Consider the following 23433-nt stretch of genomic DNA (forward strand, 5'->3'; position numbering starts at 1 on the left):
AATAAGTAGCAGCAGTTAGTATGCGTAAAAAATTAGCAGGTGTAACAGATGAAGCAAATACGTTGCAAAATGCAATCTGAGCAGATGCGCGCAAGAATAGAGCTCGCATCTCGCATATTTTGTTACGTACTTTCCACAATACTTTGCTTTATTCTTGCACTTTGTACAAGCCTCGGCCCAATCTTTCGCAACCAAGACATTAAGGTTCATTTAGGTTCGATTACTGATTTTTCTTGGATTAATGCGCTGATTTTTATTGCCGCTTTCGCAGTATACGCGACTATTTTGTGGACGATTATTTATTACGGCAAGCATGCTTCTTTCCCTAAGCAATATAGCCGTTTTGGGGCGTGGATTAAGTCGATTTTTAGAAAAAAGCACAAGATTAACACAGAGAAAACAGATAAAACTGTCGAAAAAGCTGACAAGAAAACAAACGAAATCAAAAGCGAAAACACAGCTACTCGCAAAATCAAAAAGCACCACGCACACGCAATCTGCCGCCTAATTCGCAACATTTCGAAGCGTTTTTATAACGCCGCGCTCTGGTTTATTAAGCATTCCACACGAAACCGCCGCAATCTTTTCCTCACTTTCTTCCTAGGCTGGATTTGGGCTCCGGTCACTTTGCTTGCCGCGTACGGCGCAGATATCTGCTCGCAAATTCGCGAGTACAGTTGGGCTTGGAATCAGGTTACAGGCTTAAAGCAGCCCTATATTGGTTTCTTTAGCTTCGTTCCAATGGACATTTACCCCACAGCTCACTACCTTTGGCCTTCGAAGCCAACCTATTTAACCGATCAGCACAACATTGTTCTAACCGTTATTTACGGCGCTACAACCGCAGTTTCTCGATATTTTACCGATTCCAACGATGCTGGAATTATACTTTTAGCTTTTATACAGTTTATATTTGCCGTTTGGTGCGTTGCCGCGAGCGCAAATCGTTTCTTAAATCGACCTTGGTTAAAAATTGCACAATTGCCGCAAACCCAGCAAACGCAGCAAACCCAGCAAACCCCAATGTTCGCAAGATTCGCCGTCTTGCTAATGTTCTTGCTAAGCCCGCTTGTTGTGTGCTCCACAATTGCGCTCACAAAATCGCCACTTTTTGCCTTCGCGTTCCTATGGTGGTTCGGCATAAATTATGAACTCAGCAACGCATATTCAAACACAAGCAACACATATTCAACCTCCAGCAAAACTAAGCAAAACTGCACAAAAACCAACTGGCACACCGTTTTAGAGCTTCTTATTTCTGTATGCGTCATGCTTATTGCCGCAAAATATGCATGGTATATTCTACTTATACAATGCGTGCTTCTGTTTATATTCATGCGCAAACGCTGGCGTCTGTGGCTCTGCACTATTTTGCTTCCAACGATTATTATTCACGGCGCTCTGCTGCTTCTTATTTCCAGTGGCGCAATTATTAATGGCGATCCTATTGAAAGCCGCGGCGTGCAATTGCAACAAATCGCGCGCATTGCAAAACTCGACCCACACAGCATTCCTAAAAGCGCAAAACGTATTATTGCACCTATTTTTAACCTCGATCAAACCGCAGAAGCTTATAAACCTTACGATGCTGATCCTGTGAAATCTTCTGGATTGCAGTCAAAGAAAGTAAGTTACCGCTGGCGCTACGTTAGTCGCGAAAATATTAGCAAATTAAATATTGCATGGTGGCAAATGGTAACACATAGTCCGCTTGTGGCAACGGATGCTTTTCTTGCGAAATCTTACGGCTATTTCGATATTTTTGACCGCCCATACGTTGGTCCAGAATACTATATTGACACGGATAATATTCGCAATTCAGATTGGATTCGCTACTGGAATCCTCAGTTCCGCACAGATTTTGCAGATTTCATAAGCACTTGGAGCGATATTCCAGTTATCGGCTGGCCTATTCACGGAAATACTTTTGTGATTGCAACGCTGCTGATTGGGGTTGCGGAAATTATTCTTCGCCGTTGGCGCACGGTTTTGTGGCATATGCCTTTGGCTTTGCTTATTGGAGTAATGATTTTGGCACCTGCGAATAATTTTGAGCGTCATATGCTGCCTATTGCTTTTGCTTTCTGCTTTGTGGTTCTTACTTTTTGGAGAGATACTTCTACTCGCACGCGCTATAATAATAAAGAATGTTTAGAGTTAAAGGCACAAGATGGACGAGAAGCATACACAGCAGTTTGCGCAAAATAGCAGCGAGCGCGCTTCACTTGTACCTTCTGAAGATTTTGATTTTCTCTCGCTTTTAGCTGGCGTGCAATCTTACGAAACTAATCAGGCTGAAGCTAACCAAGCTGAAACTAGCCAAGCTGAAGCTAATAATGCTGAATTTAGCCAGGCTGAAACCAATCATACTGAAAATAATCAGGCCGAAGCCAATCAGCCCGAAAATGCTACTGCGGAAGCCAAATCTAATGAAGAAAAGCACCGTCACCATTTGTGGCATAGGCTTTCTGCAAATCAAAAAGATAATAAAAGCAAAGACGCTAAAAACAAAGATAATAAAGGCAAAGATACCAGCAAAGATACTCAATCTTCCGCAAACTCCGCCCCGCATTTTACTCCCCTACCGAGCGCTCCTAAACCCACTGATTTTGGAATTTTTGACACTCGCGACGGCCAGATTTTCGACTCAGCTATGCGCCTTCGCCTGCACACTTTAATTGCAACTTGCTTAATGAACGGCATTTGCGATTCTAGAATTAACGCTTTTATACATTTGCTTCAGTGGCCCGACTCTCCAAAAATAGTTATTATTGCAGGAACTTTTGGCAAGGAAATCACTCCGGATGACGGCCCAAATCGAAAACCAGCTCCTGTAGCTCCTGCCGACAATACAGATGCTTTACGTCGCAATATTTGGCCGCAACTCGGAAGCTGCAACGCCTACGACGCTATTGTTGAGCGCGTGCAAAGTAGCGCATTGCAACGTATTTCTAAATCATGGCAGGCAACTAAGTCTTTTGCTAAAAATATTAACGATTCCGCTGCCTTTGCTACGCCTTCGCATATTATTCTGCTTGCCGTGCGTGAAGAACCTAGCGAACAAGCTTTAGAGAAGATTTGCAGCGTGTTCGCTCCTTCTAAAAAGCCTATTTGCGTAAGTAGTTTAGTTGAAGGAGTTAGTGAGATTTCTTCCGAACTTACCGCAACTCTTGCGTCGATTGCTGTTGCGCCGGCGATTAAACATTTGCCACAGGTTATTCATACTGATGACGTGCTTCCAGAACGCGCGCTTATTGGCGATTCTACTGCTTTTAATACTTTGTATAACAAGGTGTATCAAAGTTTGGCACCATACAGTAGTGATGATCCAACTCTTGAAACGATTGATATGTTCTTGCGTTTTGGCGGCGCTCTTGATCAGACTGCGCACGAGCTGAATGTGCATCCAAATACTGTGAGATATCGCTTGCGTAAGGTTGCGCAAACTACAGGTTGGGATGCGACGGATCCGCGCGCAGCTTACGTGCTGCAAACGGCAATAACAATTGGTCGCATTCGAGATTCGCACTAAACGAAGTGCACGACAATAAAGACGCGCGACCTAAACTACTCACCTCTGAGTCGTTTTGGTCGCATCGCAACAACAACATCTAGCAATGGTACAGTCAGCAAGCATACACATACGAAGAAAGGGCTTGGAGCCTGATGCCCCTAGTAGCACCAAACCCAAGCCCTTTAACAAAACCGACTCGTTTCCCTAACAAACAAGCCAGCCAAACACTCAACAGTCACGCCCCCGAAAACCAGCGCACAACACCACTGTGAAGAAAGAGATTTGGCAAAACAGTAGAATCATGCAAAAGTCCGAAAGCAAACCCGCTGCAAGAACATAAAGCCCTTACAGCACGTTGAGTGAAAGATTTAACAAGTGAGCGCACCATACTCACATACAGTGCGCTCACAAACAAATCATTAAACAATCAACACACTTAATGTGCTAACAGCTTAGTGACGGATCTTGCGAAGAGCAACACCCATGCCAGCAAGCACGGAAGCAGCAACAGCAGCCAAAGCTACAACAGCACCGGTCTTAGCCAATGGAGCAGCCTTCTTAGCATCAGCCTTCTTGTCAGCCTTCTTGTCAGCCTTAGCACCCTTGAGAGCCTTCAAGACATCCTTGGCGCCAGTATCGCAGCTCAAATCACGAGCGTGATCATTAGCGGAATCCAAGATAGCTTCAGCGCGAGTGCGGTTGTGATGAGCAACCTCAAGCAAGCCCTTAGCCTGAGCAATCTTACCCTTGATTACCTTAGCTGCATCCCAATCCTCAGCAGCCTTAGCATCATTGTAATCCTCGTTAAGCTCTGCAAGGATATCCTTCACAGCAGCCTCAACGTGGCCGTAGTGCTTTACAGCCTTCTGGAGCTGACGACGAAGCTTAGCCAAGTAAGCGCAGTTGTCGCCACCAAAGTTCTTAATGATGTTAGCCCAACCGGACTGCTTCAAACCGAACTCGAGCTTGTCGAGAAGAGCATCGTAAGCAGCAATGTTGGTGATACCCTTCTTGATAAGTTCAGCGGTCAAACCCTTGTAGTTGGTGTAAAGAGTGCTGGTACCGAATGGGGAAACCATGGTAGCGCCAGATGGCTCATCGCCACCCTTCAAAAGATTAATAAGATCAAGCTTCTTATCATCCTTTGGAGTGGTTGGAGTGGTTGGAGTGGTTGGAGTGGTGTTAGATGGCTTACCAGCATTAATCACATCATTATCAGAATCAACCTTATTCTGAGCATTAGTGACAGCCTTCTTAGCTTCCTCAACAGCAGCCTTCTTAGTCTTGGTTGCTTCCTTAGCCTGATTGTAAGCAGTCTGAGCAGCAGCCTTACCAGTCTCATCGGCGTTATCAAGAGCAGTCTTCTTAGCAGCCTCTTCAGCCTCAGCAGTCTTCAATTCCTTCTGCTTCTTCTCGAGATCCTTCTTAGCATCATCGAGAGTCTTCTGATCCTTCTTGAGATCTTCCTTAGCCTTAGCAACCTTAGCAGCATTAACATCCTGCACGAGCAATGGGCTAAAATCAGGATCTTGAGCCATTGCTGGGGCAGAATCTTGAGCCATTGCTGGGGCGGCGAAAGCCAAGCCGGAAACGAGGGTGGCGCCAGCAGCGAGTGCGGCGATAGCCTTCTTATTCAACATAATATTTTCCTTTCTTCTTCTCCACCACGCTTAAAACGCAGTGAAAAACATAAACCCACAAAATCAATCTCTTGTGGATAACTTTCAGATAGAGTATCTAGCTGAAAGCTGTTATTAACATACCCCCCCCCCCCGTTCGAAAAAGTCAAGAGCAAAAATATGCATCCAACACAGAAAACATCAACAAAATTACAAAAATATTCAAGTAAAATCGCATAAAACCATAAAAAATACGCCAAACAACACTGTTTAATCGTAAAAAATACTATTTCACGATTTTCAAAGATTTTTCTCAGAAAACTCTCAGGAAACTCGCGGCAGCTCCCCCGCGCAGCCCGCAAACCCTTGAAAAACCGCCATTCCTAAACGACACGCCGTGCACCCCCACGCACGCGCAACCTCTCTCGTCACCTATTCGTTACTAACGCAGATTGTCTACTGCACTAACAAAGCAAAACACCATTTATTCGTTACTAATGCAGAAACGCAGCGACATAAGTAACAAAAAACGCTGAAAACGTAACTCAAAAAGAGCACATTTTCAGCGTTTAAGCCTTAACGCTTAATTATATTGTGCGCAAAATTACGCAGGCAATAAATTCAGCAATAAATCAGGCAGCGATGCTTGCAATATCCACTGGAACACCAGGAGCCATCGTGGAAGTCACAGTTACCTTAGTAATGTAACGACCCTTGATGGTGCTTGGCTTCAAACGGCGGATTTCGTCTGCAACAGCCTTGAAGTTTTCTTCAAGAGCCTTGGCATCGAAGGAGAGCTTGCCGAAGAGGAAGGACAGGTTGCCCTGGCGATCCACGCGGAACTCAATCTTACCGCCCTTAATGTCTGCAACAGCCTTGGCAACATCCATGGTCACGGTGCCAGTCTTTGGATTTGGCATCAAGCTACGAGGACCGAGAACACGACCCAAGCGGCCAACCTTACCCATCATGTCTGGGGTTGCAACGACTGCATCGAAGTCAAGGAAGCCACCGGCAACCTTTTCGATCAATTCGTCATCACCAACGATGTCGGCGCCAGCTTCCTGAGCCTCAGTAGCCTTTGGGCCACGAGCAAACACCAAAACCTTAGCGGTTTTACCGGTGCCGTTTGGCAAGTTCACAACGCCACGAACCAACTGATCAGCCTTACGAGGATCCACATTAAGGCGCATAACAGCCTCAACGGACTCGTCGAAAGCGTGCTTTGGCATGCTCTGCAACAAAGCAATAGCTTCAGCTGGGGTGTACAGGTTATTGCGGTCGATCTTCTCAGCCGCTTCACGATACTTCTTAGAACGCTTAGCCATTTCTACACTCCCTTTCAGTCGGTAACGGTAATACCCATCGAGCGAGCGGTGCCCGCGATGATCTTCATACCGGCCTCGACGTCACGTGCGGAGAGGTCAGGCATCTTAATTTCGGCGATTTCGCGCACCTGAGCCTTGGTCACAGAACCAACCTTGTGAGTCAATGGATTCTCGGTGCCCTTCTGAATGCCAGCAGCCTTAAGCAACAAAGCAGCGGCTGGTGGGGTCTTCAAAATGAAGGTGAAGGAACGATCTTCGTAAACGGTGATCTCTACTGGGACGATCTGACCCATCTTGTCCTTCGTCTGGTCGTTATAGGCCTTGCAGAAGTCCATGATGTTCACGCCGTGGGAGCCTAATGCTGGACCCAGTGGTGGGGCTGGATTTGCTTTACCAGCCTGAATCTCGAGCTTAATAAGCGCGGAGACTTTCTTTTTCGGAGCCATAATATGGTTCTTCTTTCTTGTACAAGCGGTTCAAACGGTTGCTGCAAACGCTGATATAAAGCCGTTTTGCAGCTTCCTCCCGCATCTTGTATTGCTGTGCTGTGCTAGCGGATTACTCCTCCAGTCACAAGCCTTCCTATTATGCCACATCTTCGCGACACGCTGCATTACGACAGCTGCAATTCTTAACAATTTAGCAGCAACATATTTTCGCTACATGCTTAGCATGAAGCCACCTATGCATATTCACAAAATATGCCATGGCTCAGTAAATAAACAAAACCGGAGCGCAAATTAACGCGCCCCGGTTTGTGAAAGCTATAAAAACTTAAGATTTCGGCTTAAGATTTCGGCTCAGGATTTCAGCTCAAACAATCGGCTCAACCTGGTTGAAACCAAGCTCCACAGGAGTTTCACGACCAAAGATGGAAACCAACACTGTAAGCTTCTGAGTTGTAGGCTCCACGTCCGAAACCACAGCAGCCATAGTAGAGAATGGACCGTCTGTAACAGTAACCTGATCGCCAACCTTGTAAGCAACTTCAACCTTGCGCTTACGTGCAGCTGCAGGCTTATCTCCAGCGTTCTTCAAAGCTTCGGAAGCAATCATCGGAGCCATCATTGCCACAACTTCCTTGCGGCTCAATGGAGCTGGCTCTCTAGAAGGTCCAACGAAACCAGTCACGCCCTCAGTTTCGCGCACAATGCGACGAGCGTTTTCATCCGGCCACATGCGAATCAGCACATAACCTGGCACACGCACGCGGGTAATAACTTTCTTACCCTTTTCCGTATGCTTCTCAACTTCTTCCATTGGAACTTCAATCTGGAAAATCTTATCTTCCAAACCAAAGTTCTGCACACGAGATTCAACGTTAGTTTTTACGCGCTTCTCATAGCCAGAGTAAGTGTGAAGCACATACCACTTGCCTTCCAAAGTGCGCAGCTTCTTAGAAAACTCAGCTACAGCAATTGCGCCGGCATCAGTTGGATCGTCTTCAGTTGATTCGGAATCAGTTGCGCCAGCTTCAGCTTCAGCTTCAGTGTTATCTGCATCAAGAGATGCAACAGCGGCTTCAGCGGCAGCGGCATCATCAGCATCGTTAACTGGAGCTGCATCTACGGCTTCAACATCTTCTACAGCATATGCAACTTCTACAGCTTCTGCTTCTTCGGGATTGAACTCATCAGTCATATTTTATACACCTTCAAAATTTCAACTCAGCCGAACAACCACATTACGAACTTGCCTAAGCCAAGATCCATGCAGGTTACGAAAGCCATTAAGAATACAACGAATACGAACACAGCTATAGACCAAGCGAACAACTCTTTGCCATGAGGAGCAACAACCTTGCGCGTTTCATCGATAGTTTGCTTGACGAACATGCCAATGCGCATGAACAAGTTCGGCTTTACTGCTTTATTAGTGCTGCGTGCCTGTGCCATGCCTTATTCCTTCGTGTAGAATTTGTGAACTAAAAACTGGCAGGGACGGCGGGACTCGAACCCACAACCTACGGTTTTGGAGACCGTTGCGCTACCAATTGCGCCACATCCCTATGGTGAACTTGCTTATCATACCCCAAAAGGTGCGACATAGCAAAACCGCCAGATAGCTATGTTATCTCATGGGCATGATTTCGCGATTAATAGCATTTAGCGAGTGTCGTATAAAGCTAAGCCACAACCCACTAAAGTTGAGATTCAACCCACTTTTTCATGCGACGCATACCTTCTGCAAGCTGATCGTCCGCGAGCGCGCAAGAGAATCGCAAATAACCTGGAGCGCCAAAAGCCTCTCCTGGAACAGCAGCAACATGTGCTTCATCAAGCAACATTTCCGCAAATCGCGAAGAAGTATGCGGAACTTCGCGATGCTCGCCAAGAGGACGCTCAAGAAGCGCCTCAACGTTAGCAAAAGCGTAAAAAGCGCCGTGAGGAAGCGGACAAGTAACGCCGTCAATATTATTCAGCGCTTCCACAATTGCTTTGCGACGAGCGTCAAAAGATTCGCGCATTGTGCTAACCACGTCTAAAGATCCGCCAACTGCAGCAATTGCGGCTCGTTGCGAAATATTAGAAACGTTAGAAGTCATGTGACTTTGCAGCTTTACTGCAGCTTTTGCAACATCCGCAGGCGCAACCATCCAACCAACTCGCCAGCCTGGCATTGCGTAAGTTTTAGCAACACCGTTTAAAATCAGCAGCTGATTTCTAACTTCCGGAACCTCAACACCAATGTAAGAAGTTGAAATTCCGTCGTAATGAAGATGCTCGTAAATTTCGTCGGAAAGCACCCAAATATGGTGCTTTACAGCCCACTGGCCGATTGCGCGAATAGTTTGTGCGCTCCAAATAGCGCCCGTAGGATTCGAAGGCGAATTTACAATAATTGCGCGAGTGCGTGGAGTGCGAGCGGCTTCAAGCGCATCAATATCTGGCTCAAAACCACGTTCTGCGCCTGCCAAAACCGGCACAGGAACGCCGCCCGCAAGCTTCACGGCCTCCGGGTAGCTAGTCCAATATGGGGCTGGAATAATAACTTCATCACCATCATTTAGAAGGATTTGGCAAGCTTCGTAAACGGCTTGCTTTCCTCCGTTTGTTACTACAACTTGATTCGGTGAGACTTCGTAGCCAGAATCGCGCTTAACTTTACGGGCGATTGCTTCTCTAAGCTCCGGCAGACCGGCAGTAGCGGTGTATCGGTAGTTTCGAGGGTCTTTGCAAGCCGCAGCTGCAGCTTCGACAATATAAGAAGGAGTAGGAAAATCCGGCTCGCCTGCGCCGAAACTTACTACGTCAACGCCGGAAGCTTTCATAGCTTTTGCTTTGCCGTCGACTGCAAGCGTTGCGCTTGGTGCTACCCGGTTTATGCGCTCGCTTAATACGCGCCAATCTTCTTGTGCGGAAGTATCTACCATATTCTCTGCCATGGTTTCTAGTGTAACCGCAAGCCGCGAAACGGTAAATTTGCCGGAAATTCCCCGCGTTTGGAGCGTCAAAGCAACACAAACGCTCCAAATGCGAGAAAAGCTGCGCACATTTGGAGCAAAAACCACGCCACAACCCTCCAAACGCGGGACAAGTTGCGCACGTTTGGGAATACAGCTAATTACACAAGCACAAGATTGTCGCGATGCACCACCGGATGCGCATACTGCCTGCCAAGCGACTCCTCAAGCTCATCGCTTGTGCGCCCCATAATCTCCGGAATCTCCTCAGCATCAAAAGCCACTAAACCTTTCGCCAAGTGATTTCCCTGCTCGTCGTCAATCCACACCGGATCCGTTGCCGAAAACTCTCCGCAAACACGCACAATACCAGCCGCAAGAAGGCTCGCACGTCCGCCGCGCACAGCCTTAGCAGCACCCTCATCAACCACCAGCGTTCCGTGAGGATGTGACGCAAACCCAATCCAAAGTCGCCTAGCAGAATCGCGCGTATGAACCGGAGCAAACGCAGTTCCAACAACATCTCCAGCAAGGGCCGGCCCTGCGTTTCCAGCACAAGTAAGCACGGTTGGAATACCTGAAACTGCCGCCACATGCGCGGCCTCCAGCTTCGTCACCATACCCCCAGTGCCTACTCCCGAAACACTTGCACCAACCTTCACTTCTTCTAAAGCGCGCGTCACATCCGGCACAAAGCTCACTCGTTTTGCACCAGGCTCGCTAGGCGGCGCAGTATAAAGCGAATCCACATCTGTAAGCAGCACAAGCGCTTCTGCACGCACAATATTTGCCACAATAGCTGCGAGTCTATCGTTGTCGCCGAAGCGAATTTCGTTGCTAGAAAGCGCATCGTTTTCGTTTACGATTGGGATTACGCCAAGTTCCAGCAAACGCGTCATTGTGCGCTGCGCGTTACGGTAGCGAGATGGCGAAATAGTAACGTCTGCCGTCAGTAACATCTGCCCTACTCTGAAACCAAATTGCGAAAATGCTGCTTCATATTGTGCCATAAGCAAGCCTTGACCAACCGAAGCCGTGGCCTGCTGAGTTGGCACATCTTTTGGACGCTCCGCAAAACCAAGTAGTCCAAAGCCCGCGGCAATCGCACCAGAAGACACAAGAACAATTCGAGCACCTTGCATTTGCGCGTGACTAATTGCAGAAACAAGAGCACGCAACTTTTGCACATCCAGCCGCCCAGATGCGTCCGTAAGAGAGCTTGAGCCTACTTTTACAACAATTGTGCGCGCCTCGCGGATTGAACACCGAACCCCGTCTTCGGTAAGTTCAATTTCCGGATTACTCATAAAATTCCCCCTTGATTCCGCTAGTTTTCCTGTTCTTCACCGCGCCCAAATAAGCTATTTTCGTCATGACGATCGTCGTCCACAGAAGGATCCGCCCAATGTCCCGACTTTCGCTCAGCCATCATCGCTTCTCGAACCGCAGATTTAGCGTCCATCATGCTGTGATAATCTCGTCTACGCTCTGCATTCGTGCGTCTTGCTCCGCGAGGATCGTTCGCTTCGAGTCGCAAATCCTTGCCACGCGCACCCAAATTAGCTCCGTCCAATCCTTCCGCACCGGCTGCAATGCTTGGATCCCAGTCGAAGCAAACCATGTGCTTGCCGCTACCAATGCGAATTTCATCTCCCGGACGCGCGCCCTTCTTGCGCAACTCGTCTTCAACACCGAGCTTTGCCAAACGATCTGCCAAGTAGCCTACTGCTTCGTCGTTGTCAAAATTCGTTTGTACAACCCAGCGCTCCGGCTTGGTACCGGTTACAGTGAACCAAAAATCACCATTTCTGTCTTCTTCGCGCTTAATTTCAAAGTCCGAACTGTTTCCGCGACCATCATCGCGACGCCTGCGCAAAGTCGAAGCCGGCTGCTCAAGAGGCTGAATAACAACGCGCTCTTCTTCGCGAGCCGCTTCCTCGGCAGCGAGCTTCTCACGCATCTTTTCAACCAGTCGACCAAGCGCAAAACCAAGCTCTTTCAAGCCTTCGTGAGATGCTGTAGAAATCTCAAATACAGTCAATCCCATTTTCTCAAACTCGCCGCGCACAAAATCAGCCAATTCCTTAGCTTCAGGGACGTCGACTTTGTTAAGAATAATAATTCGCGGACGCTCCGGAATTGGGATTGCGCCCAACGGAAGCTCAAGTTTGTTAGCGTATTGCGAAAGCTCATGTTCAAGAGCGTGATAGTCGCTAATTGGGTCGCGATTTGGCTCAAGAGTTGCGCAATCAATTACGTGCGCAATAATTTCCGTGCGCTCAATATGGCGCAAAAACTCAAGACCCAAGCCCTTTCCTTCGGATGCTCCTGGAATCAAACCTGGCACGTCTGCAATTGTGTAGCGATAATTTCCGAAACTTACTACGCCAAGATTTGGCACCAAAGTAGTAAACGGATAGTCAGCAATTTTTGGTTTGGCTGCGCTAATTGATGCGACTAGGCTTGATTTTCCTGCAGATGGGAAGCCTACTAAAGCCACGTCTGCAATAGATTTGAGTTCCAAAATTACGTCGCGTTCTTCGCCTGGCTCTCCCAAAAGAGCAAAACCTGGAGCACGTCGTACTTTATTTGCCAAAGCTGCGTTACCAAGACCACCGGCACCGCCTTGAGCTACAACAAATTTATCCCCAACATGACGCAAATCCGCCAAAACTTCACCCGGACGCTTAGCGGCTCCAGCTGCGCCTTTGGCTGTGAAAACAACAGTTCCAACAGGCACAGGAAGCACCAAATCAGCGCCTTTTGAACCGTCTTTAGTGTCGCCCAAGCCCATCGTGCCATTCTCTGCTGTTCGATGAGGCATAAAACGGTAGTCGAGTAAGCTATTTGCGTTACGATCAGCTACAAAAATAACTGAACCGCCGTCTCCACCATTGCCGCCGTTTGGGCCTGCCAATGGCTTGTACTTTTCGCGACGGACTCCGGCGGAACCATTGCCGCCGTCGCCACCCTTCACGTGCACTGTTACGCGATCTACAAAATCACTCATACTGCTACCTTACTCGAAGCTAAACACTTAATCTCGAAGCTACGAAAACATTTGCCGGAGATTTTCCCGGCGTTTGTTTCCGCTCTGGCTGTTTTTGACCACATTTGCCGGAAATTTATACGGCATTTGTTTCCGCTCTGGCTGTTTTTGACCACAAACGCCGGAAATTTATACGGCGTTTGGAGCACCAAACCCGCTTCAACGCTCCAAAAACGAGGAAATATGCGAGAACAAAAAAGCCGCACCGAATTGGGTGCGGCTCGAAGACTAATTTGTCACTCAGGCGGTAACAACGTCAACAACCTTGCGGTCGCGACGAATGCCGAACTTCACATTGCCGTCCGTCAAAGCGTACAGCGTGTGATCCTTGCCCAAAGCAACATTCTGACCGGCGTGGAACTTAGTGCCGCGCTGACGAACGATAATGTTGCCAGCCACAACAGCTTCACCGCCGAACTTCTTCACACCAAGATATTGCGCTTGCGAGTCGCGACCGTTGCGCGAGCTAGACGCACCCTTCTTATGTGCCATCTCACTGTCCTTTCAGGTTTATAACACCGTCAATCAGGCGATGGCCGTGATCTTGACGAGAGTCAACTTCTGGCGATGACCCTTGCGACGAGCCACACCAGTCTTGTTCTTAAACTTCATAATGCTAATCTTTGGGCCCTTGGCTTCGTCGTTCAAGACTTCTGCCTTCACCGTGATCTTAGCAAGATCCTTGGCGCTTAAGGTCACCTTAGCACCGTCAACAACGAGCGCGACCGGGAATTCCACGGTATCGCCCTTCTTCGCATCGAGACGGTTCACGAGAATGGCGTCGCCAACCTCGACCTTCTCTTGATGGCCACCGGCCTTCACAATCGCGTACATAATTCGTTCCTTAGCTCAATTGAAAGCTTACTTCTGTCTTGCGCACAGCAAAATGCGCGCGGCAAGACACCGACTATCAAAAATACACCCACCCATGTACTAACGTCAAGTGGTTAGTTTCATTGGGCAATGCAGACAATATTCAATATTGTACTCAAGGCATATACTTAATAGATTATCCTTAAGATTATTAATACTCCGTAGGCTCTCTATATTCTGTATATTCCGTATATTCTTCAGTTTTTGCAGGTTCAGAAGATTCTACAGATTCGGTAGATTCCGCATTTTCTGCGAAATTAGCAGTTTCTTTAGTTTCAATTACTTCCGCACTTTCCGCAGATTCTACATTTTCCGCATTTTCATCATTTCCAGAATTTCCAGCAGATTCTATAGATTCACTAATTGCGGACGCTGCAGCAATACGCGCAAGCTTAGCACGCACTTCAGCGCTAGAACCCTGCTGCTTTTGCGGCTCTGGAGCAACCGTAGAAGTTCCATGACCATACTTGTTCGTTTTCACAAACGGATCGCCACCCTTAAGCGCATAAGGATCGGCATATTCCGAAGAAACCGTCGGCTCATCGTGCAAAATAAATCCACGACCCTTGCACGTTGGGCATTCCTCCGAGAAAGCTTCAACCAAGCCCTGTCCAACACGCTTACGCGTCATTTGCACAAGACCAAGCGAAGTAACTTCAGCAACCTGATGCTTAGTTCTATCTCGCGCCAAGCACTCAAGCAGTCTTCGCAACACCAAATCACGGTTGGCTGGCATAACCATGTCGACGTAATCAATCATTACCATGCCGCCAATATCGCGCAAACGCAACTGTCGCGCGATTTCTTCGGAAGCTTCCAAATTACAGCGCGTAACCGTTTCTTCCAAAGACTTACCGCGTCCAATAAAACGACCGGTATTAACGTCAATCGTAGTCATAGCTTCAGTTCGATCAATAACAATCGAGCCGCCCGACTGCAAGTAAACCTGACGCTCCATGCCTTTTCGAAGCTGGCTATCAATCTGCCACTTGTCGAAAATATCTTTGCCCTCATGCTCAGCAGGATCCCAATACTCAACCTTGCTCAACAAATCAGGTGCCATCATTTCAAGATATTCGTTAATGCGCTGGTGCACGCCCTCGCCTTCAACAATAAGCTTCTGGAAGTCATCGTTGAAAATATCTCGAACAACACGAATAGCCACATCCGGCTCGCCTTGAAGCAGCTTAGGACGCTTGCCGTGCAAATACTCCTCACGCTTTGCTTCAATGCGATCCCACTGCTTAACAAGCGATTCAAGATCCTTCTGAATTGCCTCTTCGCTTGCACCCTCAGCAGCAGTACGAATAATAATGCCCATATCTTTTGGAGCAATCTTAGAAACAATAGCGCGCAAACGCGAGCGCTCACGATCCGAAAGCTTACGGCTTACGCCCGTCATTCCGCCAGAAGGAACAAGCACAAGGAAACGACCTGCAAGAGTTACTTGCGAAGTTAGTCGCGCACCCTTGTGGCCAATCGGATCCTTAGTAACCTGCACAAGCACAGGATCTCCGGACTTAAAAGCAAGCTCAATTCTGCGAGGCTGACCTTCCAAACGCGTCATATCCCAGTTGACTTCGCCAGCATAGAGCACGCCATTTCGAGCCTGACCAATATCCACAAACGCAGCTTCCATGCTTGGAAGCACGTTTTGAATGCGACCAAGATAAATATTGCCAACGGTTGCAACTTCTTGAATATCGGAAACGTAGTGCTCCACAAGAATATTGTCTTCAATAACGGAAATTTGCGTGTGACGATCGCGCTCGCGAACCACCATCAAACGATCAACATTTTCGCGACGAGCAAGGAAATCCTGCTCCATAATTAAGTTTTGACGCGCGCGCTCGCGGCGATTGTCACGGCGACGCTGACGCTTTGCTTCAAGTCTAGTAGAGCCCTCAATATCCGTGATTTCGTCAATATACTGCTGCTTGCGAGAGCGCCTAGAAGATAAATCGTCGGCACTTAAGCGAGAAGAAGCAAAAGAATCATCCGAAGAAGACAATGACGACTGCGAAGACTGCGATTGCGATGAAGCTGCGGAATCATCCGAAGACTTAGAGCGGCGGCGACGACGGCGACGCGTGTAAAGCGTTTCTTCTTCGTCTTGAGCGCGAAGTTCTTCTGGATCCGGTATTAAATCGCGATCTTCCTGAGATACTTCGTCAATATTTTCGCGCGAAGAACGACGACGGCGACGACGACGCGTTATCATTCCCTCATCGTCATCTTCATCAAGAATGCTGCTTGACGAGTCGCGAAGACGACGGCGACGACGCAAGCCAGTATCTTGATTGTCATCTTGACCATAATCTTGACTGTCATCATTATTGTCTTGATTATCATCTCGAATGTCGCTGCGGTCGCTGCGATTGTCACTGCTGTCGCTGCGATCATCGCTATTGCCGCGATTCCTTCGATTGCGAAGATTTCCTCTGTTTCTGCGGTCGTTGCGATCACTGCGATCACTGCTGTCGCTGCCATCGTTGCGATCGTCGCTATCTAAAATATCGCTAACATCAAGAGTTTCATCGATTTGAGTATCAATAGGCGCATAAACAATATCGTCGTACGCAAGATCCTCTTCAATTTGCTCGACTTCGGCAGCAGCTCGACGCTCAACCGCATTCAGACGACGCGAGCGGCGAGAACGTTGGCTTTTTTGAGAAGATTCATTGCGATTACGATTATTGCGACGGCTTTGACGCTCATTCGCACTGTTTTCAGATTCGTCTTCAAAATCCGATTGAGAATCAGAACGTGCATCCTCACGAGAATTTGCGCGCGAATCATGACGCAAATCCGCGCGAGAAGACGAACGCGAAGACGAACGCGAATCTGCGCGAGAATCATCCCTGGAATCTTCGCGCAAACGCTCGCTTTCATCACTATTAACATGAGCCGGCAAAACAGGCTCTTGGAACAGCAAAGAAGTAATAGGGCGAGATGACGTGTGGCTTTCAGAATGACTGTCAGCATGACTGTCGACGTTGCTGTCAACATGGCTTTCTGCGCGACTTTTAACGTTATTAGCGCGACCAGCAGCGCGATTATCGCGACTATTAGTGCGACTATTAGCGCTGGCATTGGTGCTGGCATTGGTTCTAGCATTATTGCGATTATTATCGCCCCTATCAACTGCGCTATCAACGCCGCTATTAAAAATCTTCGTGCTCGACTCTTCTACCTTTAATTCCATCGCTTCGCCGGCTGCACCAGCACCACGCGTCACGCGACGGCCTCGGCGACGACGCACAACTCCAGCAGCAGAAGTAGCAGAAGCGGCAGAAGTAGCAGCTATACCTGCAGCAGAAGCGCCGACAAACGACACATCTTTAGCATCTTTAGCATCTTTAACATTTTTAGCGTCTTTAGCGTCTTTAGCCGCAACCGGATTTTTAGACACAGTTATACTATTTTCAGCTTCAGATTCATTGAAGCGTTCTCTCATTATTCTGGGCACTATGCTCCTCACGAAACGCTGCAATCGCCTCGCATCCCTGGCTTTAAGATGAACACGCACGCACGCGAGCCACCCCAAGGCTCTCTACAAAGTCTAATTGCGCGACGGCGGACGCCAGCCTCGGAAAAACACTCACGAGGGGATCGACGCCATCAATCGCCCGGCGGCTTGCAGTGCCACCGCTCTCTAGTATGCCATATTGCCGAGTCAAATATCCAATTTACTGAATATTAAAATTTACAACGTTACTTTTAAGCCAAAAGCAGAAAAACTACACGCGCGCTACTATCTGCACTAATGCAAATCGTTTGCGCACTCGCAAAAGTTGCATATCGCTCCTATAGTTGCAGCAGAGGTTTGTACGAATATATTTGCGCACTACTTAATATTTGGAATAATATTTGGAATAATTTGCGATACCCTTGGGAGGCACGAAATGGGCTTAATCAGCGCTATGCAAGGCTTTTGCGTAATCGGCATTGTGATTCTTGCCGGCTATATTACCGCCCGCCTTCACATTGGCGGCTCTCAAGCTCAAATGGTGCTAAATCGAGTAAGTTTCTTCGTTTCAAGCCCTTGCTTAATGTTCGCAATTCTTTCTAAAGAGCCTATTTTTGAGATTTTTCATTCTTCGATTTTTGTTGCGTTCTTTTCTGCAATGATTGTTGGACTTGCGTTCATATTGCTTAACCGCATATTTTTCCACCTTCCTGCAGCCGACTGCACAATTGGCGCGCTTAATTCGCTTTACTTAAATTCCAATAATATTGGATTGCCGGTTGCAACTTATATTCTTGGAAATCCTGCACTCGTAGCGCCAATTTTGGTTATGCAACAGGCCGTTTTTACTCCTGTTGGCTTGACGGTTCTTGACATCACGACTACCGGCAAATTCTCGCTTAAGCGTATTGCTCAGCAGCCTTTGAAGCAGCCGCTTTTAATTGGATCTCTTGGCGGAATTGTGATTTCTGCGATTTCCGCAAAAGTTGGCTATTTCCCTGTTCCGAATTTTTTGTACGATCCTATTAAAATGATTGGCGATTCCGCAGTCCCTATGATTTTGATGGCTTTCGGTATGTCGCTTTACGGAAGTAGACCTTTGCAGAAGGATTCAAATCGCGCTGCGATTGCAACAGTTGCGGTGCTGAAAAATTTGATTATGCCAATTATTGCGTTTTTGCTGGCTTACTTTGTGATGGGTTTTCGCGGGGCGACTTTGTACGCGTGCGTTGTGCTTGCGGCGCTTCCAACAGGCCAAAACGTTTACAATTATGCAGCTAGATACGGCGTTGGCTTAAGTTTTGCGCGTGACGGAATCCTGTTTTCTACGGTTACCAGCCCGATTTGCATAGCTGTAATCGCCGCCATTTTGGGGTAACTAATTCTCGCACATTCGTAGCATTTGCAACAAGAAATTTACCTTTCGCAAGTTGGAAGTCTACTTCCAGATTCCGCAAAACTAACTCATACTTGGAAGTCTACTTCCAAATTGAAGCTACCTTTGCGCACCTACCTTTGCGCACCTACCTTTGCGCAACTAGAGAATCGAGGCAAGCGAATCAAGGCGCGCGCGGAAAGACGGCCAATCAGTGCGCATTGCCGTAAGCAGCTTCAACTTAGGCACGTCGTCAATCGGCACCCACTTAATTTCCATACTCTCGTCGTCGTGCGCGCAAGGATCCACACTATGCCCCGGCTTTTCAAACGCAAAAACCGTTGTATAGCACCAGTTTCCGTGATCTTCACGGTAAGCTCCAACAACCTCAATATCTTCCGAAGTAATATTCGCTTCTTCAAACGACTCGCGCAACGCTCCCTCAATTGCACTTTCGCCGTCGGAAATTGCTCCGCCCGGAATGCCCCAAGTACCGCCTTCCGCACTCCAAAGCGCGCGATGCTGCATCACAACGTGCGTCACGCGCCCGGTCGCCTCATCTCGCCTAGCAAGCAGCACTCCAGCAGCACCGTTATGACCCCAGTGCCTTCGCCCACAATTGCACTGCACCCAACCATCCCCCGGCTGATGCACATTTTCTTTAGGAACTTCTGTGGAAGTCGGATCGTTCTTCGCACCAACTTCTTCCAAGGTATTCTTATTCCACAAATCTGGCCAGGCGTATCCAAGCTCGGCAACCATATTGCGAAGAAGAGGCAAGCTGATTCCAAGAACTCCGTGCGGATCTCCCTGAATTCCCTCAATAAAAGCTCCGCCGAATCCTTCTAGCGTAAAGGATCCCGCAACTTCCAGCGGCTCGCCAGTTTCTACGTACGCGCGAATTTCAGCGTCGCTCATATGTGCAAAAGTTACACTTGCGTGGCTTGTTTTGCATACAATTTTGCCAGTTTTTGCGTCGATTAAGCAATGACCAGTCCACAATTGTCCTGTTTTGCCACTCATATTCTTGATTCTCTCAAAAGCAATTTCGGGCGTGTGCGGCTTTCCGTAGCATTCGCCATCGAGCAGGAACATGGAATCGCAGCCAACAATCAGTACACCGCTACAATCATGAGAAGATTTATTTGTATATGCAAAATCGTGAATATCGAAAGTTTTTGTAGGAACAGTTACGCCTGAAAAGTCGCGAGTTTGCGCGGTATCTACGTTATGCGTTACGTCTGCTTGAGAGTCGCTTGCTAAAGCGTTGCTAGAAGATTCACCAATTTCAGAAGATTCAGATCCCGCAGTTTCAGCTTCAGCTTCCAGCGGATATCCAACAACCAAATCGCCACTAGCGCTTGCAGCCGCATCCGCCACACACTTCCACGCATCATACACGGCAGAAGCCTTCGCGCGCGCCAAAATCGAAACGCGTTGCTCAGCGCTCAACTCTTCAACGTTTGTTCCGCGCTCACTAGCCGCATCGCGCAAAGCCGCCGGCTCATCCACTTCACTCTCGTGAATCACAGGGATCACGCCGGCCGCCGCCAAAACCGCTCTACGCGCAGGCGACTTTGAAGCCAAAATCAACGTAACTGCCATACTTTACTCTTCCTTTTTATACCTTCGCACAGCCTATTTTCTGGTTACTGTAATACCGCCTGTAGCTGGCATTGCTCATTATGCATCTGAGCGTCTCTCAAAATCAAAGATTGTAAATACTTGCTTTTATTTGGCATGCCATCTCTTTTAGCAGCGCGAGAAATATATTCACTCCAAGATTTAGGTACACGAAAACGCTCTTGAACACTACTTTCGCGCCTTTCTTTCGAATTTGGTCTTCCTGGTCCAGATAAGGATGCAAATATTTCAGTTGCATCAGAATCTTCAGAAAGTAAAGTTTGCATAATTACTGAAGCATCCTTGCCTGAAAATTGAGCTACAGGAGGATTATTTGGAGCAGACACATTTTCATCAGCTAAATTCTCATAAATATCCATGCAAATCACCTCATTTGCTCCACTTTTTCCAATATTTAAACCATTTATCAGTTAAATGCTCTACGTGAAACACAAGAAAATCTTTACCTTGTGGCCTCGCAAGTACCTCGATTAAATCATCTTGCCATGCACCCGGATGCCTTAAACATATGACCAATGCAACAACTGTTCCTTTTGAACTAGGTGGATTCGACACATCATTAGGATCAACTAAAGCAAACCATATAGGCTTAGCCATAGCTTTTAGTATCTCTTCCTCATTTAGATGATCTTCATCGAAATGTTTGTATGCAGATTTGGGATCAAATCTAATAGCCATTCGATAATTGTACCACAATTTATTGACTTGTTGCTTCATTACAACTTCGCACAGCCTATTCGCGAGTTATTGCCACGCCCGAAGAATCAACCGACATGTGAAGCACCTGCCAGCCATCGCGCGAAAGCCACGGCTCCGCAATTTTGTCGATTTGCTCGTTTGCGAGCGCACTGTTTCCTGCATAAAATACAGCAACACAAGAACCTGCTCCCGAAATCGCGGCCGCAAAACCGGCATCTCGAAGCGATTTCACCAAATCCCATGAATCCTGCATAAGATTCGCGCGATACGGTTGATGAAGAGTGTCTTGAGTTGCCTCAAACAGCAGTTCATTTCTAGAAAGATTTGATTTTACAGCATCGCAAGATTCGCTATTTAGTTCACCAAACGCAACCGGAAGCATTGCAGCTCGAGACACGTTAAATATTGCGTCACCATACGGCACTTTTTCTGGAAGAGCTTGACGCGCTTTTTCTGTAGACAGCTTAAAATCAGGCACAAAAATAGAAACGGAAATGTCTTTTGAAACCTTATATTGCACCGTGTGAAACTCTTGCGAATCCTTCCAACTCATTGTCAATCCGCCAAAAACTGCGGGAGCAACGTTATCTGGATGGCCTTCAATTGCGGCCGAAATCTCAAAAATTGTCTCACGATCAATATTGCCTTCGTGCGCAAAACTCCAGGCTGCTGCTACTCCTGCCACGATTGCGCTGGCGGAAGATCCCATTCCGCGCGCTTGTGGTATTTGATTATGCGCTTCAAGAGTAAATTTCAAGTTTGGCAATCCAAAAATTTCGCAAGCTTTACGAAATGCTTTTACAACCAAATGATTTTCGTCGCGCGGAAGAGTATTTTCGCCTTCTCCGTGAATTATTACGCGAACATCTTGCGACTCATCCAGTGTAAACACCAACGAATCAGCGTAGTCAAGCGCAATTCCTGCAGTATCAAACCCGGATCCAAGATTTGCGCTGGTTGCTGGAACTCTAACTGACACGCTGTTGCATACTGGTTTCATTTCGCACCTTTTTCGTTAGAGCGTTTACTTAATAATTCGCAAAGCAAGCGGCTTATCCAGCACAAAATCTAAATCTTGCAAATCCTTGCAAATAGATTGCACAGTAGCTTTAGAACATTCGCGCACAAGAACGCGCATACTTCCAGGCCCACCAAGACCGCACTGTGGGCAATCCGACTCCCCTTCAACCTGCTCGTATTGCGCTTCACAAGCCGAAGCCAAACGCTCAACCTTAACGCCATAATCTGCAAAAACATCCATAACTTCGCTGCACAAAGCCAAAGAAGTGTCTTCCATGTTGCAACGAATCACAAAATCAGCACAAGTCTGCTCGCTAGAAGCCGGCACATACTTGTTGTACATTGGCACACCAAAGCCGGAGCATCCGCGCACAATATTTCTAGCTGCGCTAACAACATCTCCCACAACAGCGCTGGCAGTTGGAGCGCCGCCAGCACCGCGTCCGTAGAACATTAAGTCATCTGCAGCCTGAGCTTTTACAAACACAGCATTAAAACTGCCATGCACAGAAGCCAAAGGATGTTCCGCGCCAACAAGCGCCGGATACACGCTAACGCTCACTCCGTCATCTGCACTTGACTCGCCGTCACAGCCGTCACAGCCGTCACCGCCATCACCGTGCCTCTCAACTGCCGCAAGAAGCTTAATCACGCGCTTTTCCGCGCTCGCTGCCGCAATATCTTCAGCCGTAATCGCGCTAATTCCCTCAACGGAAACATCGTCAATACTTACCGGCATTTGGAATGCAAGAGTTGCAAGAATAGCAGCCTTATTTGCAGCGTCGAATCCTTCAACATCTCCGGTTGGATCCGCTTCTGCGTAGCCTTTTTCTTGAGCTGCACGCAAAGCCGAATCAAAATCAAGTCCGCGCACGGTCATTTCGTCAAGAATATAGTTTGTAGTGCCGTTTACTATGCCAAAAATTTGCGTAATTTCGTCACCAATAAGAGACTCTCGAAGCGGACGAAGAATAGGAATCGCTCCTGCAACAGACGCTTCAAAGTACAAGTCAACTCCGTGACTTTCTGCACACTCGTATAATTCCGGACCGAACTTTGCAAGAAGCGCTTTGTTAGCTGTCACAACGGATTTTCCGTGGCTCAGCGCGCTTTTTACAAAAGTATGCGCAGGCTCAAGTCCGCCAATAAGCTCGACTATAATATCAATGTCTTCGCGACTACATAAAGAGGCGGTGTCTGTAGTTAGCAAATCGCGCTTAATCCAAGGCACATTAACTTCCGCTGGGCGTAAGCACGCAACTGCTGCGAGCTCAATCTCAGCACCAGTTCGCTTCTTAAGCTCATTGAACTGTTCAACTATTAGTCGCGCTGTTTGAGACCCAACAGTTCCAGCCCCAAGTAGACCTACGCGAATAGTTTTAGTCGATTGATTGCTTTGCATAACTTTCGCCTCCTTCGTTGATTTATTTTATATTTTAT

General features: G+C 47.6%; 19 protein-coding genes and 1 tRNA gene. 3 read left to right on the top strand and 17 right to left on the bottom strand.

Going from position 1 to position 23433, the window contains the following annotated elements:
* Positions 1–48: 48 nt before the first annotated feature.
* Both HXT33_RS05330 and HXT33_RS05335 read left to right on the top strand, forming a co-directional pair.
* Entirely contained in the window at positions 49–2208 is a 2160-nt protein-coding gene (locus HXT33_RS05330; protein WP_421786871.1) for a DUF6020 family protein, read from the top strand.
* The gene (locus tag HXT33_RS05335; RefSeq protein WP_421786873.1) at positions 2171–3532 is read left to right on the top strand and encodes a helix-turn-helix domain-containing protein; all 1362 of its coding nucleotides are present in this window, start codon (positions 2171–2173) and stop codon (positions 3530–3532) included. Before HXT33_RS05330 ends, HXT33_RS05335 begins: the two co-directional genes overlap by 38 nt.
* 434 nt (positions 3533–3966) lie before the next feature.
* Here HXT33_RS05335 and HXT33_RS05340 read toward each other — a convergent pair whose 3' ends face one another.
* From HXT33_RS05340 to HXT33_RS05395, 12 genes are all read right to left on the bottom strand, one after another.
* On the bottom strand, positions 3967–5154 hold the full coding sequence (locus HXT33_RS05340) for a hypothetical protein (RefSeq protein WP_421786875.1): 1188 nt from the start codon (positions 5152–5154) through the stop codon (positions 3967–3969).
* A 611-nt stretch (positions 5155–5765) separates the two neighbouring features.
* Positions 5766–6461, bottom strand: a complete 696-nt coding sequence (rplA, locus tag HXT33_RS05345; RefSeq protein ID WP_004106273.1) for a 50S ribosomal protein L1 — start codon at positions 6459–6461, stop codon at positions 5766–5768.
* 14 nt (positions 6462–6475) lie between these two features.
* On the bottom strand, positions 6476–6907 hold the full coding sequence (rplK, locus tag HXT33_RS05350; RefSeq protein ID WP_004118588.1) for a 50S ribosomal protein L11: 432 nt from the start codon (positions 6905–6907) through the stop codon (positions 6476–6478).
* Between the two features lie 367 nt (positions 6908–7274).
* Positions 7275–8102, bottom strand: coding sequence for a transcription termination/antitermination protein NusG (nusG, locus tag HXT33_RS05355; RefSeq protein WP_421786877.1), 828 nt, complete (start codon positions 8100–8102; stop codon positions 7275–7277).
* Between the two features lie 26 nt (positions 8103–8128).
* Positions 8129–8356 (bottom strand): preprotein translocase subunit SecE, encoded by a 228-nt coding sequence (gene secE / locus HXT33_RS05360; protein ID WP_308583014.1) that lies wholly within the window; start codon positions 8354–8356, stop codon positions 8129–8131.
* A gap of 37 nt (positions 8357–8393) precedes the next feature.
* Positions 8394–8469: transfer RNA gene (locus HXT33_RS05365), tRNA-Trp, on the bottom strand.
* Between the two features lie 132 nt (positions 8470–8601).
* The gene (locus HXT33_RS05370) at positions 8602–9846 is read right to left on the bottom strand and encodes a pyridoxal phosphate-dependent aminotransferase (RefSeq protein WP_410314526.1); all 1245 of its coding nucleotides are present in this window, start codon (positions 9844–9846) and stop codon (positions 8602–8604) included.
* Between the two features lie 179 nt (positions 9847–10025).
* Positions 10026–11171, bottom strand: a complete 1146-nt coding sequence (proB, locus tag HXT33_RS05375; RefSeq protein WP_004135592.1) for a glutamate 5-kinase — start codon at positions 11169–11171, stop codon at positions 10026–10028.
* A 20-nt stretch (positions 11172–11191) separates the two neighbouring features.
* Positions 11192–12874 carry a GTPase ObgE gene (obgE, locus tag HXT33_RS05380; RefSeq protein WP_421775970.1) on the bottom strand — a complete coding sequence of 561 codons (1683 nt, stop codon included), beginning with the start codon at positions 12872–12874 and terminating at the stop codon, positions 11192–11194.
* Between the two features lie 279 nt (positions 12875–13153).
* Positions 13154–13405 (bottom strand): 50S ribosomal protein L27, encoded by a 252-nt coding sequence (gene rpmA, locus HXT33_RS05385; RefSeq protein ID WP_004133764.1) that lies wholly within the window; start codon positions 13403–13405, stop codon positions 13154–13156.
* Between the two features lie 33 nt (positions 13406–13438).
* Positions 13439–13747, bottom strand: coding sequence for a 50S ribosomal protein L21 (rplU, locus tag HXT33_RS05390; protein ID WP_004129104.1), 309 nt, complete (start codon positions 13745–13747; stop codon positions 13439–13441).
* 190 nt (positions 13748–13937) lie between these two features.
* A complete protein-coding gene (locus tag HXT33_RS05395) occupies positions 13938–17243 on the bottom strand; it encodes an Rne/Rng family ribonuclease (protein ID WP_421786880.1) in 3306 nt (1101 codons plus the stop codon).
* A gap of 448 nt (positions 17244–17691) precedes the next feature.
* Between HXT33_RS05395 and HXT33_RS05400 the strand changes: the two genes are divergently transcribed.
* The gene (locus HXT33_RS05400; RefSeq protein ID WP_004135598.1) at positions 17692–18633 is read left to right on the top strand and encodes an AEC family transporter; all 942 of its coding nucleotides are present in this window, start codon (positions 17692–17694) and stop codon (positions 18631–18633) included.
* Between the two features lie 159 nt (positions 18634–18792).
* On the opposite strand, the gene HXT33_RS05405 is transcribed toward HXT33_RS05400, so the two are convergent.
* Genes HXT33_RS05405 through HXT33_RS05425 form a run of 5 tightly spaced genes read right to left on the bottom strand, consistent with a single transcriptional unit; the run spans position 18793 to position 23395 of the window.
* The gene (locus HXT33_RS05405; RefSeq protein WP_004135600.1) at positions 18793–20235 is read right to left on the bottom strand and encodes a Maf family nucleotide pyrophosphatase; all 1443 of its coding nucleotides are present in this window, start codon (positions 20233–20235) and stop codon (positions 18793–18795) included.
* Between the two features lie 44 nt (positions 20236–20279).
* Positions 20280–20633, bottom strand: coding sequence for a hypothetical protein (locus tag HXT33_RS05410; RefSeq protein WP_004135602.1), 354 nt, complete (start codon positions 20631–20633; stop codon positions 20280–20282).
* A 10-nt stretch (positions 20634–20643) separates the two neighbouring features.
* Positions 20644–20952, bottom strand: coding sequence for a hypothetical protein (locus HXT33_RS05415; RefSeq protein WP_032841537.1), 309 nt, complete (start codon positions 20950–20952; stop codon positions 20644–20646).
* 55 nt (positions 20953–21007) lie between these two features.
* Positions 21008–21973, bottom strand: a complete 966-nt coding sequence (gene thrB, locus HXT33_RS05420; protein ID WP_421786882.1) for a homoserine kinase — start codon at positions 21971–21973, stop codon at positions 21008–21010.
* 24 nt (positions 21974–21997) lie between these two features.
* Positions 21998–23395, bottom strand: coding sequence for a homoserine dehydrogenase (locus tag HXT33_RS05425; RefSeq protein WP_421786884.1), 1398 nt, complete (start codon positions 23393–23395; stop codon positions 21998–22000).
* Positions 23396–23433: the final 38 nt, after the last annotated feature.

Source organism: Gardnerella sp. DNF00753 (assembly GCF_049244275.1).
Classification (GTDB): Bacteria; Actinomycetota; Actinomycetes; order Actinomycetales; family Bifidobacteriaceae; genus Bifidobacterium; species Bifidobacterium greenwoodii.

Excerpts from the sequence above, each read along its gene's own strand:
- HXT33_RS05330 (WP_421786871.1), top strand. The coding sequence starts at position 49 with ATGAAGCAAATACGTTGCAAAATGCAATCTGAGCAGATGCGCGCAAGA.
- HXT33_RS05335 (WP_421786873.1), top strand. The coding sequence starts at position 2,171 with ATGGACGAGAAGCATACACAGCAGTTTGCGCAAAATAGCAGCGAGCGC.
- HXT33_RS05340 (WP_421786875.1), bottom strand. The coding sequence starts at position 5,154 with ATGTTGAATAAGAAGGCTATCGCCGCACTCGCTGCTGGCGCCACCCTC.
- rplA (WP_004106273.1), bottom strand. The coding sequence starts at position 6,461 with ATGGCTAAGCGTTCTAAGAAGTATCGTGAAGCGGCTGAGAAGATCGAC.
- rplK (WP_004118588.1), bottom strand. The coding sequence starts at position 6,907 with ATGGCTCCGAAAAAGAAAGTCTCCGCGCTTATTAAGCTCGAGATTCAG.
- nusG (WP_421786877.1), bottom strand. The coding sequence starts at position 8,102 with ATGACTGATGAGTTCAATCCCGAAGAAGCAGAAGCTGTAGAAGTTGCA.
- secE (WP_308583014.1), bottom strand. The coding sequence starts at position 8,356 with ATGGCACAGGCACGCAGCACTAATAAAGCAGTAAAGCCGAACTTGTTC.
- HXT33_RS05370 (WP_410314526.1), bottom strand. The coding sequence starts at position 9,846 with ATGGCAGAGAATATGGTAGATACTTCCGCACAAGAAGATTGGCGCGTA.
- proB (WP_004135592.1), bottom strand. The coding sequence starts at position 11,171 with ATGAGTAATCCGGAAATTGAACTTACCGAAGACGGGGTTCGGTGTTCA.
- obgE (WP_421775970.1), bottom strand. The coding sequence starts at position 12,874 with ATGAGTGATTTTGTAGATCGCGTAACAGTGCACGTGAAGGGTGGCGAC.
- rpmA (WP_004133764.1), bottom strand. The coding sequence starts at position 13,405 with ATGGCACATAAGAAGGGTGCGTCTAGCTCGCGCAACGGTCGCGACTCG.
- rplU (WP_004129104.1), bottom strand. The coding sequence starts at position 13,747 with ATGTACGCGATTGTGAAGGCCGGTGGCCATCAAGAGAAGGTCGAGGTT.
- HXT33_RS05395 (WP_421786880.1), bottom strand. The coding sequence starts at position 17,243 with ATGAGAGAACGCTTCAATGAATCTGAAGCTGAAAATAGTATAACTGTG.
- HXT33_RS05400 (WP_004135598.1), top strand. The coding sequence starts at position 17,692 with ATGGGCTTAATCAGCGCTATGCAAGGCTTTTGCGTAATCGGCATTGTG.
- HXT33_RS05405 (WP_004135600.1), bottom strand. The coding sequence starts at position 20,235 with ATGGCAGTTACGTTGATTTTGGCTTCAAAGTCGCCTGCGCGTAGAGCG.
- HXT33_RS05410 (WP_004135602.1), bottom strand. The coding sequence starts at position 20,633 with ATGGATATTTATGAGAATTTAGCTGATGAAAATGTGTCTGCTCCAAAT.
- HXT33_RS05415 (WP_032841537.1), bottom strand. The coding sequence starts at position 20,952 with ATGGCTATTAGATTTGATCCCAAATCTGCATACAAACATTTCGATGAA.
- thrB (WP_421786882.1), bottom strand. The coding sequence starts at position 21,973 with ATGAAACCAGTATGCAACAGCGTGTCAGTTAGAGTTCCAGCAACCAGC.
- HXT33_RS05425 (WP_421786884.1), bottom strand. The coding sequence starts at position 23,395 with ATGCAAAGCAATCAATCGACTAAAACTATTCGCGTAGGTCTACTTGGG.